Origin of the sequence: Vibrio caribbeanicus ATCC BAA-2122, assembly GCF_000165125.1 — a bacterium.
Lineage (GTDB): Bacteria > Pseudomonadota > Gammaproteobacteria > Enterobacterales > Vibrionaceae > Vibrio > Vibrio caribbeanicus.
Map to the genome: position 1 here is coordinate 58,633 of NZ_AEIU01000074.1, position 13,793 is coordinate 72,425.

The 13,793-nt window shown below is 34.2% G+C and carries 13 protein-coding genes; 11 read left to right on the forward strand and 2 right to left on the reverse strand.

Annotation, left to right across the window (positions count from 1 at the left end; genetic code table 11):
* Positions 1 to 22 precede the first annotated feature (22 nt).
* The 11 genes from RH40_RS10325 (at position 23) to RH40_RS10375 (ending at position 10,166) form a co-directional block, all read left to right on the forward strand.
* Positions 23 to 775, forward strand: a complete 753-nt coding sequence (locus RH40_RS10325; RefSeq protein ID WP_009601419.1) for a hypothetical protein — start codon at positions 23 to 25, stop codon at positions 773 to 775.
* Positions 762 to 2,084, forward strand: a complete 1,323-nt coding sequence (locus RH40_RS10330; RefSeq protein ID WP_009601420.1) for a type II and III secretion system protein family protein — start codon at positions 762 to 764, stop codon at positions 2,082 to 2,084. Before RH40_RS10325 ends, RH40_RS10330 begins: the two co-directional genes overlap by 14 nt.
* 65 nt (positions 2,085 to 2,149) lie before the next feature.
* Positions 2,150 to 2,530 carry a hypothetical protein gene (locus RH40_RS10335; RefSeq protein WP_139056876.1) on the forward strand — a complete coding sequence of 127 codons (381 nt, stop codon included), beginning with the start codon at positions 2,150 to 2,152 and terminating at the stop codon, positions 2,528 to 2,530.
* 3 nt (positions 2,531 to 2,533) lie between these two features.
* Positions 2,534 to 3,718, forward strand: a complete 1,185-nt coding sequence (locus tag RH40_RS10340) for an AAA family ATPase (RefSeq protein ID WP_009601422.1) — start codon at positions 2,534 to 2,536, stop codon at positions 3,716 to 3,718.
* Positions 3,715 to 4,980 (forward strand): TadA family conjugal transfer-associated ATPase, encoded by a 1,266-nt coding sequence (locus RH40_RS10345; protein ID WP_009601423.1) that lies wholly within the window; start codon positions 3,715 to 3,717, stop codon positions 4,978 to 4,980. The genes RH40_RS10340 and RH40_RS10345 overlap by 4 nt, the downstream gene beginning before the upstream one ends.
* Positions 4,977 to 5,891, forward strand: a complete 915-nt coding sequence (locus RH40_RS10350) for a type II secretion system F family protein (RefSeq protein ID WP_009601424.1) — start codon at positions 4,977 to 4,979, stop codon at positions 5,889 to 5,891. Before RH40_RS10345 ends, RH40_RS10350 begins: the two co-directional genes overlap by 4 nt.
* Entirely contained in the window at positions 5,891 to 6,757 is an 867-nt protein-coding gene (locus RH40_RS10355) for a type II secretion system F family protein (RefSeq protein WP_009601425.1), read from the forward strand. Before RH40_RS10350 ends, RH40_RS10355 begins: the two co-directional genes overlap by 1 nt.
* Positions 6,754 to 7,803, forward strand: a complete 1,050-nt coding sequence (locus RH40_RS10360; protein WP_009601426.1) for a tetratricopeptide repeat protein — start codon at positions 6,754 to 6,756, stop codon at positions 7,801 to 7,803. The genes RH40_RS10355 and RH40_RS10360 overlap by 4 nt, the downstream gene beginning before the upstream one ends.
* Positions 7,800 to 8,285: a TadE/TadG family type IV pilus assembly protein gene (locus RH40_RS10365; protein ID WP_009601427.1), complete on the forward strand. Its 486-nt coding sequence runs from the start codon at positions 7,800 to 7,802 to the stop codon at positions 8,283 to 8,285. The genes RH40_RS10360 and RH40_RS10365 overlap by 4 nt, the downstream gene beginning before the upstream one ends.
* Before the next feature lie 14 nt (positions 8,286 to 8,299).
* Entirely contained in the window at positions 8,300 to 8,881 is a 582-nt protein-coding gene (gene tadF / locus RH40_RS10370; protein ID WP_039954566.1) for a tight adherence pilus pseudopilin TadF, read from the forward strand.
* The gene (locus RH40_RS10375; protein ID WP_009601429.1) at positions 8,868 to 10,166 is read left to right on the forward strand and encodes a TadE/TadG family type IV pilus assembly protein; all 1,299 of its coding nucleotides are present in this window, start codon (positions 8,868 to 8,870) and stop codon (positions 10,164 to 10,166) included. The genes tadF and RH40_RS10375 overlap by 14 nt, the downstream gene beginning before the upstream one ends.
* 423 nt (positions 10,167 to 10,589) lie before the next feature.
* On the opposite strand, the gene RH40_RS10380 is transcribed toward RH40_RS10375, so the two are convergent.
* Both RH40_RS10380 and RH40_RS10385 read right to left on the reverse strand, forming a co-directional pair.
* Positions 10,590 to 11,816 (reverse strand): insulinase family protein, encoded by a 1,227-nt coding sequence (locus RH40_RS10380; protein ID WP_009601431.1) that lies wholly within the window; start codon positions 11,814 to 11,816, stop codon positions 10,590 to 10,592.
* A 222-nt stretch (positions 11,817 to 12,038) separates the two neighbouring features.
* Positions 12,039 to 13,781: an EAL domain-containing protein gene (locus RH40_RS10385; protein ID WP_039954598.1), complete on the reverse strand. Its 1,743-nt coding sequence runs from the start codon at positions 13,779 to 13,781 to the stop codon at positions 12,039 to 12,041.
* Positions 13,782 to 13,793: the final 12 nt, after the last annotated feature.

The following is a 13,793-nucleotide window of genomic DNA, read 5'->3' on the forward strand; positions in this document are numbered from 1 at the left end:
ATTTATTTAATGAAGGAATGAAATGAATAGAAACATTTCAATATTATTGGTAACGTTGTTTTTATTTACTACAATATATTTTTTTTCACAAGATTCAAAAGATAAACCATTACAGGAAGAAATAGTCAATGAGGACGTCTTGTCCATCTATTGTATAAATAAAAACGTGAAAAAAGGTGAGTTGGTAGATAGGAATTTCATATCCATTATTGACGTAAAAGAAAGTGAATTATCAAACCTAGAATACATCGATTCCAACAATGAAATACCAAGTGGTTCTGTCTTTAAGACAGACTTAAAAGAGGGAGAATTTCTCAGTCAATCAAAGTATTTAGTTCCTGGTGATAATGACTATATAAGCTTCTTACTTGATAGCGATGAATTGCCTTATCTATATGAAAATGTATCTAGCTTTACTGCGAAATCACTGAATTTGAATTCTGGTGATAGGATCAGTTTTATATCTACGATGTCATCAGAAAGTAATGTTTTAATCTCTGGTTATGATGATATAAATAATGTTACCAGCAAGATTGTAATAAATAATGCAAGAGTTTTGCAAGTGCTGAGAGAAAAAAAAGAGGAGACTGATGAAGAAAATACGAGTATTGTTGTGGCTTTAAAACCAAAAGAAATATTAAAGTTAGAGTTGTCAAGAAAGATAAGCGAAGTTTCTATAATTCCTTCGTCATTCAAAAATAAAAATCTAAAAGTAGAAATTAATGACATTTTAGAAAGTAAAATTAGAGTTAGAGAGTTACGTGGTAAATACTAAAATAAAAAAGGTAAATATACTAACTTTGTTGTCGTTAATTTTTATATTTATCTCAAATTGTTCAGCTGCTGAAATACTAAACATTGACCAAGATAGTGCAAAGACTATTAATTTAAAGAATTCAATATCTACTGTTTTCCTCGTCAATCCAACAATAGCAGACTACAAAATTATAGATGATAACAAGCTTGTTATTTTCGGTGTTGGTGTGGGGTCGACCTCGGTGATCGTCTACGGAAAGGGTGGTAGTGAAATTTATAATACTGAATTAATTGTGAATAAAAGTTTAAGACTACTTAAACAAACAATCCTGGCACGATTTCCAGGTGAAACGATTTCAGTTTCTAATATAGGTGATCAAGTTGTCTTGGATGGTGTTGTCAGTAGTGAGAGAGTTAAAAAAGCGGTTTCACGTCTCGTCGGTGAAATGTTAAAAAAACAGAGAAATGTTCAAAAGTATAGCGATGCATCTGGTGGAAATACACAATTAGAATATAACTATCACGAAATAATTAACAATATGAAAGTACTCTCAACAGAACAGATAAATGTAAAAATTACTGTCGCTGAAGTAGCAAGTTCTTTTCTAAATGAAATTGGTGTTAGTTATTCCGAGATGGGTGGAGAAGCGGGAAAATTCGTAAATAAAATCACACACTTTAGTGCAAAAGATATTGTAGCTGTGATTTCTGCTGTAGGCAATGAGAGTGTCGGTCATGTATTAGCAGAGCCAAATCTGTCAGTAATATCTGGAGAAAAGGCAAGCTTCCTTGTCGGGGGAGAAATCCCTATAGGGGTGAGAGATGATAAGGGTGTTTCAATTAGTTATAAAGAATATGGCGTCAAGCTTTCCATGATAGCCAAAGTGGCGGATTCCGAGAACATACGTTTATCACTTTTTCCTGAGGTGAGTACTATAGACGAGAACCATGTAACTAAAGTTGGTCAGCTAACAGCACCTTCCCTTCAAACTCGACGTGCTGAGACAACAGTACAGTTAAAGGACGGACAAAGTTTTGTATTAGCAGGTCTTTTGCGTAGTGAAGAACGGGAGTCTTTGAGTAAAGTTCCTTACTTAGGAGACATTCCAATAATAGGTGCACTATTCAGTCATAGCAAAACTGATCGAAGTAAGACCGAACTTATTATCGTTGCTACAGTAAACCTAGTTACTCCTGTCGATCCGGATAAGGTGAAACTACCAGGCTTCCATAGGACAAGCGACATAGAAAGATTGCTTAATATTGATTTATCTGAATTAACAGAGCCTAAACTTGGAGATATGATCATTCAGGGAGGTTTTAACTAGTGAGGGTATTGAAAGCATCACTTCTAATTTTATTATCAAATATTTCGAATGTATATGGATTAGAAGTGAGAAATGATATTTATTCCGACTATGATAAGGAAATTAAAATCACTCTTAATAACAATGATGAAGCTATTAGTTGTATTAAAGTTTTCGTGGATAAATTGAGAAATAAAAACCCTAAGTATTTGGTAGAATACAGTGTTGACTTTAGCGATTTTATAAATGAAATAAGCATTTTCCTGAGTAATGAAGGAATAGAAGAAGTTAAGTATGAAGCAATAGAATTTAAAGATGAAAGATATGATGTAAGATTATTAGCAGCTTGTCATGAAAAAAAAGAAAAACGCGTTCAATTAAAAATAATAGATAATAAATATAATTTTGGATCCACTGTTGAACATAATAGGGTGATAAGTCTATTAAATCCTTCAAGAGGTCAATGATTAATGAATCTAGATAATATTTTTAAAAAAACAGAAAATAATCAATCTTCTGAAAACAAAAAAGATATCATAGTTTCTGATGATAATGAATTTCTAGAATCCATGAAAGAGAACTATATTATAGAAGGATATGATAAACCGGTACTACTAAATAAAAATAATAATGTAAACTATAAATCTTATACGGATAGAAATGCTAAAAATATTATTATTGACTTTAGGGGTTCTGATGATCTTATCAAAGAAACATCTGATTTAATCTATTATCTGGATATAAGAATATCTCTTTTTGTTGTCGGTGATATTGATTCTATAAAGTTACAAAATGAAGTTAAAAAATTAGGAGCTAACTATATTTTCTTTTGTGGAGATGTTGGTGGTGTTTTTAATGCAATAGATTCTTTTTCACAAGGTAAAAAAAATGGTTTTTCTCGTTCCGCAAAAAGAATACTTATTTTGGGTACGAAAGGTGGCATTGGAGTATCAACAATAAGTTGTTTATTATCCAGATTTATATCTGAAAAAATTAATTTAAAAACTTTATTAATCGAACACTCTTCTTTATCGATTAATTCAGATATACTTTTGGGGATAAAATCAGAAAAATCAAGAAGAAATATCTTTGATATTGAATATACAGAGATAGATAGTGCTATTGCAAGTACATATATAAAGAACTCTTTTGAAAAATTAGACTATTTATCACTAGATAATAGCTTCTCTCAGTCTAAAAGTAAGTCCTTGATGTTAATTAAGCTGTCGGAAGAGGTTAAAGATAAGTATAATTTTATTATTGATTCCGTATGTTCAGAGAAGTTCGAAGAACTATATAATGAGTACGGTCGGATAAAGTATCATCGAGTTTTTGTAATTTGTGAGCCATCTGTAAGCTCTATAAGGACATATAATAATATTAAAAGTAAATTTAAAGATGATAATTTAAAAGTGGTATTAAATTCTAATAGAGTCTCAAAAGATTATATAATGTCTCTAAGGCAAGCAAAAGAAAAAATTGATATAAGTGATGTTTTTCAAATTAATCATGAAAGTAATATAGAAAAAACAATTATTAAACACGGGCTTGAAGGATTAAACAGAACTAAATTTTATACTTCCGTAGGTGAGATAGTCACTGATCTGACTGGGAAAAATTTTGACAAAAAATACAAGTATTCGCTTTTTAAATGAACAGATTCAAAGAAATTTATATAAAAATCCGTGATGAGATATTCGATGCAATTGATGTAGGTACATTAGCTGAATCAAGCCGTATGGAATTGAGTCAACAGTTGATGAGCTCGGTGAATCTACTCATAGAAAGTAGAGATCTCCAAGTAAGCAATCAACAAAGGCAAAATTTAGTCAACGCGCTGGTAGATGAACTCAAAGGGTTGGGGCCTTTACAAGCTTTAGTCAATAATGACGATATTTCTGACATCATGATTAATGGTCCATTTAATGTATTTATCGAGATAAACGGTAAGGTTGAAAAATCACCTGTACAATTTATCAACGAGGAACAACTGATAACCATTGCAAAGCGTATTGCCTCTGATGTTGGGCGAAGAATTGATGACTCAAAACCACTTTGTGACGCGAGGCTTGCTGATGGTAGTCGGGTAAACATAGTTATACCTCCACTCGCAATAGATGGAACTTCGATTTCAATAAGAAAATTTAAAGAGCAAAAGATTAAATTAGAGAACCTCGTAGATTTTGGAGCTTTGTCTGTAGACATGGCAAAGATATTATCAATTGCGAGCCATTGTAAATGCAATATACTCATCTCCGGCGGAACAGGATCTGGAAAAACAACGTTGTTGAATGCGTTGTCAGGTTTTATTGGTGAGGGAGAGCGTGTTGTAACGATTGAAGATGCGGCAGAGCTTCAGTTGCAGCAACCTCACATTGTGCGGCTTGAGACAAGGCAAGCCAGTGTAGAAGGTACAGGAGAAATTTCTGCGAGGGAGCTTGTCATTAATTCACTTCGTATGCGCCCAGATCGAATTATAGTTGGTGAGTGCCGAGGAGCAGAAGCTTTTGAAATGCTCCAAGCTATGAATACTGGCCATGATGGATCTATGTCTACTCTACATGCAAACACACCGCGTGATGCGATTGCTCGTACAGAAAGTATGGTGATGATGGCTACCTCAAACCTTCCCATTGCTGCCATTAGACGGTCCATTGTCAGTGCAGTTGATTTGATTGTTCAGGTTCGCAGACTGCACGATGGAAGTAGAAAAGTAATGTACATATCCGAAGTCGTTGGGATGGAGGGTGATAACGTTGTTATGGAAGACATCTTTCGATTCGATGCCGCCCCCACTTTAGAAGAGGGCAGAATAAGTGGTAAGTTCCATTCATCGGGCCTTTCAAAGAATTCAGTCATTTACCAGAGAGCAAGGTATTTCGGGCTTGAAAGTACTGTAAGAGACATATTTTCATGATGCTATTATTACTTTTTATTTGGTTTACCCTCTTACTATACATCGCATATCAGGATAGAAAATCAAAGAGAAAATTAGATAGTTTAATTAACTCTATCCAAGACGAAAAGTTAGAAGAAAATTCGCGTACTATCATTGACTCTGAATATTTTAATGAAAACTTTTATTCTAAAGTAAAAAAAAGAATAAAAATATCCTTATCAGTTTTTGAACCAAATTTGGTTAGAAATATTTCTCTATTCTTAGTGATTAGTCTTACACTCCTTTACTTTGTCAATGAATTATTTTTTAGGTTAAATCTTATTTTAAGTATAGTACTGATCTTTCCACTAGAATGTTTGTTATTCTATAAGTATATGGGAGGACGGAAAAAGAAGATATTTGTGGAAAATTTTCCAGATGCTCTTAATATACTAAGTGGAGCAATATCTTCTGGCCAGAGTATTGTGCATGCTTTCGAGTATGTTGGTAGTCAACTCAATAATGATGTGGGAAAAGAATTTAAGATAATATCGGAACGACTGCTTATAGGTGAAAACCCTGATGATGTTCTAGAAAGAAGTGGGATCCAGTATCCATATCTTGAATATTTTTTTTTCATATCTGCAATAAGAATAAACATTTCACGAGGCGGACAACTTAAAGATATTATTAATAAAATAAATAGGCTAATGTTTGAATCGCGTTCTTTAGAAAAGAAAAAGAACTCTCTTACAGCTGAATCACGTATGTCAGCGAAAATCCTTGGAGTATTGCCAATAGGATTTTTGTTTGTTTTAAAATTTATTAGCCCAGAAGATTTCGATTTTGTAATGTTTCAAGAGGAAGGAAGACCTATTTTTTACTATCTGATTTGTAGTGAGTTCATTGGTTTTTTTATAATTTGGCGCATCATAAAAGGTGTTGAATAGTGGAATTAGGTATGTATCCTATTTTAGTTTTGACTCTCACTTTTTCTTTCTTTTTGTCTCTTATATTAATATTTATATTTGAAAGTATGAAGCTTAAGGTCAAGATTTCAAAACTGACATTAAATAATTTCCACGAAGAAAAAAATAAAAATAAAATTTTTTATATAATCTCAAGGATAAATTATGATAAGGATGATTTAGAAAAGAGGTTATTCTCTGCTGGATTTTATCATCCAATGATATTGAAATTATATTATCCTTTAAAATATATCATTATGTTTTTATTCTCTGTATGCATATTGATTTCTTTTATTGTTGGTATTATTTCATTATATGATTTGTTTTTATATAATGTTATCTCAGTATTTATGATATTTTTTATTCCGGATAAAATTATAGGATTAAGAATCAAATCAAACATAAAAAACATTAGTTCTCGACTTCCATTTTTACTCGACCTAATGAACGTCTGTGTTCATACCGGCATGACGATCGAATCGAGCTTAGAGTACCTTGCTAAAGAATTGCAAATGGTCGATAGACAATTAGCAAGAGTTGTAACGCTTACAGTCGAACGTGCGAAAATAGTTGGTTTAGATAAGGCCTTGCAAGAATTTTATGATCTTGTGCCAACTAGTGAGTCACAAAGTATGGTTATGACTCTTGTTCAAAGTTTGCAGTTTGGTTCTTCTGTAGGGGCAGTCTTATCGACTTTGTCTAAAGATATTCGTGAACTAAACATGATGGATATAGAAGAAAAAATAGGAAAAATGGGCGCAAAGATGACCATGCCTTTGGTAGTTTTTATTATGATACCCATGCTAGTTCTTATTGTGGCACCTAAAGTAATGAGGGTGATGATATGAAGAAATTATTTGTTTTATTACTTCTAGGCATTACTGGATGTGCGTCGCCTAACAATGAGAACACAATAAAAGAACAACTGCTCATTAGCGCAAATGATCAAGAAAAACTGATAGAATTTTACAAACTCAACGTTCATTCTAATTTAGAATATAAAGCAAAGCTTGTGGAAGCTTATTTAGAACAAGGGGATATAGAATCTGCCGACCTCTATATTAAAACGTATAGTTCCTCCGAAGAAGAACTGCCTTTATTTATATATACGACTGTAAGAGCTAGCTATTATAAGAAAAAATTTAATCAAGCAGAAAAGCAGTTAGAGAGATATATAAAAAAAGGGGGAGATAAAGGACTTTATTTAACTATGTTAGGAAAGATAAAAGCTCACAAAGGTGAACTAGACAAGGCAAAATTTTTATTCGAAGAAAGTAAAAAGTTTGGAGTCTCGGATAGAGATATTAAAAATAATATAGCAGTGGTGAATATGATAGGAAAAGAATATCTAAACGCATTGCCAATTTTATACCAGCTATATCTCGATGATCCAAGTGATAGTAAAGTTACAGCTAACCTCGTTATATCTTCTTTGCACGCAAAGCGTTTCGATATTGTATCTGAGGTTCTTAGGTCATCTAACTTTGATGAAAATAATGATCATATTATAAAACAACTTTCTAATTTAGCTGGTATTAATTACAAAGTTAGTGATAAAGATGAAAAAACAATGGAAATAGAGTTAGTTGAATCAAATGTAAATAAAATAGCCTCAGTTGAAGAACAGGTATATACCCCAAAGAAAAAGACTAATAAAAATAATGGAAAATATCGTATCCAAATATTAGCAACAGATAATTTTGTTGATGATGAGAGGTTGCTTTCATTTAAATCTCTTTATGGAGAAGTATATTTATACCAGCATGGTTTTTGGAAGAGATACTGCATAGGAAGCTTTGATTCTTTTAAAAGTGCGAAAGTGAGTTTAGATAATATGAATATTAAAGGCGCATTTATCGTTAACTATAAAAACTATCGATATAATATTTTATGAAACATAGGCAGTCGGGTAATATAACTATAGAAGCGGCACTTGGTTTTCCCATTATCATTGCACTTGTTTTTGTTTGGATTGAAATTTGTTATTTCTCATATGCTTTGAATTTTTTAGATCATAAGTTATTTAATGCCGTAACGACTGCGAAAAAGTCCAATGTAAGTATTAAAAATGATTACAAGTCTATTCTTATCAAAAGCCTAAATGAAAAAAATGATTACTTTGTCGACAGAGTGGTAAAGAAGGAAAATATTAAATCTGAAGTCTGTTATTATATAAGCTATGAATCTCTAGTACTTAGGGATAATAAAATAAATGGCAAAGTTAATAAAAGTAAAGTAATGTCTCATAATATGCCAATAGCAGTTTATAAACTAAGATACTCATATACACCGGTATTAATTAATTTTTTAGGTGATATTGAGATTTACCGAGAGATTATAGCCTTACAAGAAAAAGAAAGAAGTCAATTTAAGTGATATTGAGGTGTACTTTGAAAAGAAAACAAAACGGCTCTTTTTTAATTGAATTAATGATTTTTCTCATATTTCTTATTAGTATATTGGTTTTAATGATTAATCATATGATTGCTCTTAATTATAAAGGGCAGCTAGATAGACTTGCATATTCTGCTAGTACTATCCTTGCAGAGCGAAAACAGCTATTTGATGGTGATATTGATATATCTTCCAGAGAAAAAAACACTGCTTCTTCACTATATACATTAGTCGCTTCTTCGATGACAAAAATGAATAAAAACTTTGATAAACAGAACCTCTCAGTTAAGGTTGAGATGATTAAATTAGAAAAATCTTCTGGGAAGTCATCAAATACCTCTTTTGAATTAAAATCTTACTCAGTGTATGCACCATCAGCAAAGCGTCACGACTTTCAAAATGATTTTAAATTATCAAAAGAGGAAGTATTAAACCTTCTACCAATGACAAATCGCGGGCGCTACCTTCCTCTGTATCGTGTTTCTTTAAGTTATCAAATTCCTTATGACTTGTTAGGAAGCCTAAATGGTCAGTCACACAGGGTTATAAGTAGTTCTTTTTCATTTGGCAGAATTTGATATGAATCGGTTGAAAAATAGTTGTGGTGCTGCCGCTTTCATTTTCATCTTAATTTTACCCGTGTTGATCTGTGTGATGGCTCTATCGCTGCAGGCATCACAGATATTACTCGCGCAGTCAAAAATTACAGAAGCTAGCGAGGTGACAAGTCTTGCTCTGTCTGCTTTGAGTGAGGAAAGAGCACAACAAAAATTAAGTAGCTATGCAACAAGAGTATTAAAGCACTACCTTGTAGGCACAGATGATGTAAAAGGGCAAGCGACGATGCAATCATCCACCTTTCAGTTTCAAACAGATTTAGTGGGCGAGGCTACACACGAGTTTTGGTTTAAACATAAGCCTCAGGCTGATACTTTTAAGGTTAGTGGTGCTTCTACGTCTCGGAAGCATAAACCACAGCCGATGGATGTTTACTTTATCACTGATCTTAGTGAATCTATGAACCGCAGCGAACCATCGAGATTGACTATCGTTAAAGATGCAATAAGACAGGTTGTATCCAAATTACCAAAAGGAAGTCGTGCGGCTTTCATTGGCTACAATACAGAAAACGTCAAACTGACCGGACGATACTTCGACAAGCGCACTGGTCGTGAGATTACTAGTAAAAAACCTACCGAGCTTCAAGGACCGAATATTTGGGCGGAAAAGTCTATTTACGACTATTTGACGGGACGACATCCTGATTTCGTCATAGAGAATTTGTTTGATATAGCTTTATCTAAGAAAAAGAAGTCGTCTATCGATAAGCTGCTCGAAGGTTATGGCCCGCCAGATCTGGATCAAAAAATACGAGATTTTGAAACAAAATATCCATTTTATGACATTTCACTTACTACTGATTTAGGTTCTTTTAAAGAAACTATTAAAAGCAACGCAATTAACGCTAACGGTAATACTCATTCATGGAATGGTATCATCGCTGCGGCGCGGGAGGCACATCGACAGCCGAGTTCAGTGTTTAACCCTCAACAGGTTTTTGTTTTGCTAACAGATGGGGAGGACTCTAAAAAATTTCCTAAGGGTTATTACGCCCCCTTGTGCGAAAAAATCAGAAACGACATCAGTGATAAGCAAAATCGTAGTCAAATTCAAAATGCTAGTGTTGAGGAAAAAACCAAAGTTACCATGAGTGTCATTGGAGTGGAATTCAACCCATATAAAAATGAGGGAGTAACAGAGTGTTTTGGACGTGAGAATATCTTTGAGGCTAAAAGAGAAGATGAATTAGTAAAAAAAATATTGCAACTATTCGAATATGAAATGGGGAGCCTGGGCTATTAAATTGAAACCTTTACATATACTAATAACTGAGCTAACTCCGGAGTTGGTCCGCCTTTAGAGGCCGCATATAGCGGAACGAAACTAATCAAGACACAAAGCGTGAAAATTGATTTTAATACCATTCAGTCCTTCTACGTTTACTTCAACATTGAATCTGTTTAACAGAGCTTTCCAAGAGCTGGAAGCATATAACATGATAATGCTTAGAGGAATAATTGCATCTTCTCGCAAATGAAATGTAGTTACGATTAGATAGGGGTTAAACACTTCGAAACGTGCCAGTGGATCGAATAGAAAGATTGAACTGTCAGTAAAAATTAAAATAGCGCCTTTAAAAGGCGCTATTTAAGTATGTATCGCAGCTTAACTCGCTTATGATAGTATCAATAAAACCTTATAAAGGTCTAACGCTCAATACCGAATTCACTGGTTTTTGGTGCTATTATAGTAGACAAAATCATTAAGGTTTTCAGGCCAAATTGTTCTGAAAGTTTTCGAAATATCAATCTCATCCATGTGCGCAACATGGAAATTAAAAAGATCAAGATCGTAAGAGGGAGTTGAATAAACGGTACCTTGGTTTATTGCTCTAACTATCCTATCCGCTTGCTCTTTTGTGTAATTAATATTCCCACCGATTTGTGTATGTTCATATAGTTGAGATCTTGTCTCCTGGACAACTATATGATACTCGGACAAAGTGAAGCCCTGAGCATAAATTTCTTTTAGTTCTCTTTCAACTCGGCTTTTTAATACCGTTTTGTCTAGAGTATCGGAAAGGTTTTCTAGCTTGATTTGAGATAGGAGCTCCCCGTTAAATAGAATTTCATTTTCGACGGTGAGTTTCAATTGAGTTTGGTCTGGATCTAGCTCATTAGCTATGCGTTTTGCCAAAAGTTTCGTAGCAAGAAGTGACATGAGCTTCTCGCGTCTCTGTAACTTGCTGTCTTCAACCTCTTGTAAGTTAGAAAGAGTACTCAGAGACATTCCAGTGTCAGTGATAACAATTTGTCGCTTGTACTGGTCTAGTTCAAGGTTTACTGAATGCTCTAATGATGGTTTTACATCGCTTGACCAATCTGAGAAGACTCGTTTTAACAAAGCAAGCTGCTCATTTTTTTTCTCACCACCAGTAACAATTATGGTTGTATGACCCGGTACGTAAAACGTATCTTTAAATTCTACAGCTTGATTATCAAGGGCCTTTGTTGGTTGATTATTCTTTGCTTTTGGTCTGTATGGAGCTTTGAGTCTTTCTTTAATCAATTTGAGAGATTGCTCAAATGTATTTCTCTGTTCATAGTTCAAATCAAGAGAAAAAGTTGTTTGAGTCAATTGAGCACGACCAGTCCACGGCGTATCTTTAGTGACTTGTCTAGATATTACCTGAGCAATTAGTTGTTCATTAAAGTCATGTGCAACACCGGCTGCGACACGTACACGAGCTGACACACCGCTATTTCTATGGATAGTCGGGAGTATAACGATTCTTACACCATTATGAAGTTCAGCTGCTATCGCATGGCCAGGTATCTTGATATCAGTTTCTTTAAACCAAAGAGCACTGTTCTCTCCAGAATAAGCATTTTTGGCAAAAATTAAAGGTACTGTACAGGTAATCAGCAGTAGCCTAAAGAATTGGCGTATCATTTAACTCTCCAGAAATAAATACTTCATATATTTCTGTGCTCGGTATCAATAGCAAGCACTTTTTTGATAAATACATTATTAGTTTAATAGATATGTGTAGCAAAGTTGGCTTAAAACTTAGACAATTTTATCAGCTGGCGAGATTCTGCGAGAAACAACGAGCTTAGTCAAACACGACGAGATAGTTTCCAAAGCCAGTCTTAATTTTGAGACAGGAGTTTTTCAGACTTTTGTGTAGCGACAGGCGCTAGCTAGAGAAAGAGGTTTGGAAAACAAAAAGCCTTGTAGATAAGATGCACCCATTTTGATAAAAATTTGCTGCATTTCAGCATTTTCTATACCTTCAATGACGATATCAATGTTGTGTGCTTTGCATAGCTTGGTTATAAAAGATAGGTATTCAAATGTTGCTGAGTTGTTTAGTGAGCGCCAAGCAATAGACTTATCGATTTTAATTTGTGAAAGGGGCAAATCAAAAAAACCTTTTAATGAACTGTGTCCGGCGCCAAAATCATCAAGTGATAACTTAAAACCGAAGCTTTTTAACCTATTTAGCTGCTCAATGGCATTTTTATTATCATCCAATATTATGGTTTCAGTGAGTTCTAAGACAATAGTATCTGAATCAATTCGATATTTTTCGGCCAGTTGTTTGATGTTTTCTGGAAAGTGTTTAGTTAAAAGTTGCAGCACAGATACATTGACATTGACTTTAATGTTTTTTTTGTTGTTGCTTTTATATTCATTTATAAACTGGCAAGCTTTTTCGAATACAAAATAGCCGAGTTCACTTATAAAACCTTTCGCTTCTGCAATGTGAATAAATTCATCTGGGTAAATTTCTCCCATTTTGGGGCAGCGCCACCTAACCAGACTTTCAAAACTTGCAACGTCTAAAGATTTGCTACAAATAATTGGTTGAAATTTTACTGATAACTTATCATTTTGAATGGCATTTCCAAGCTCTTTCTCAATAAAGAAATGCCGATCAACCTTTTGTTTTGTTACTCCCGAATAGGTACGAATTCCATCTTCTCTTTTGTGATTTGCGTATTGACTTGTTTGTGCTGCAACTCGAACAATCTCATCAGTAGGTACATCGCAAGTTATATTTGGGTATATACCAATACTGATATTTGCAGCGCCCAAAAACTCTATCACCTTAATTGATTCCTGATAAGCATCGTAAATTCTTGCGGCGAGATCGTGTAATGCTCTCTCGCTGTAGTCACCCCTAATCAGAACAGCAAAGTCGTGTGATTGTATACGATAAAAATCGACGAAGTAATCTGGAAACTCACCCAACATGCTTGTTAGGTGTGACAATAGATTACGCATCAATTGTGAGCCATAGAGAGTCTGGTATGAACGTGTTGCGCCTGGCTGTATATACATTAGATGATAAGAATGCTCGGTATCAATATTGAGTGTTTCTAAATCGAGGGCAAGTTTTTGTTCATTGGACAAGCCAGATGAATTATCCATTAACGAAGACTGTTTTACATAAGACTCCATTAGCTTTCGGTCGGATATATCTCGATGGCAACCGATCATAAATCTTTGGCCGTTCACAGTTTTGGTAATGGCGGTTCCCTCTAACCAAATATATTGACCATTTTTACACCTTACTCTGTACTGAGTCGTCATTCGTGTACCGTTTTGTAGGATATGTGCTTCAACCTCTCCTTTAAACACATGCTGATCTTGAGGGTGAATGAGGTTTATCCAATGGCTAAGGTGAGTATGACCAGGGGCAATCCCAAATCGAGAATAGAAAGAAGGATTGTAAAAGCAAACATTGTCACGATCATTCATATAAAAAATGCCATCATTTAGCACATCTATCATATGGCTGAAATGATTATCCATAAGAAGATCGAGTTCAGCACCAGTTAGTCCAATAAAAACATGTTCACCCTCAGGAAACTGGGTGTGTAAATCGCTCGGAATTTGAAAGCTATTCATGGAAGATGCTTG

Excerpts from the sequence above, each read along its gene's own strand:
- RH40_RS10325 (WP_009601419.1), top strand. The coding sequence starts at position 23 with ATGAATAGAAACATTTCAATATTATTGGTAACGTTGTTTTTATTTACT.
- RH40_RS10340 (WP_009601422.1), top strand. The coding sequence starts at position 2,534 with ATGAATCTAGATAATATTTTTAAAAAAACAGAAAATAATCAATCTTCT.
- RH40_RS10345 (WP_009601423.1), top strand. The coding sequence starts at position 3,715 with ATGAACAGATTCAAAGAAATTTATATAAAAATCCGTGATGAGATATTC.
- RH40_RS10350 (WP_009601424.1), top strand. The coding sequence starts at position 4,977 with ATGATGCTATTATTACTTTTTATTTGGTTTACCCTCTTACTATACATC.
- RH40_RS10360 (WP_009601426.1), top strand. The coding sequence starts at position 6,754 with ATGAAGAAATTATTTGTTTTATTACTTCTAGGCATTACTGGATGTGCG.
- RH40_RS10365 (WP_009601427.1), top strand. The coding sequence starts at position 7,800 with ATGAAACATAGGCAGTCGGGTAATATAACTATAGAAGCGGCACTTGGT.
- RH40_RS10380 (WP_009601431.1), bottom strand. The coding sequence starts at position 11,816 with ATGATACGCCAATTCTTTAGGCTACTGCTGATTACCTGTACAGTACCT.
- RH40_RS10385 (WP_039954598.1), bottom strand. The coding sequence starts at position 13,781 with ATGAATAGCTTTCAAATTCCGAGCGATTTACACACCCAGTTTCCTGAG.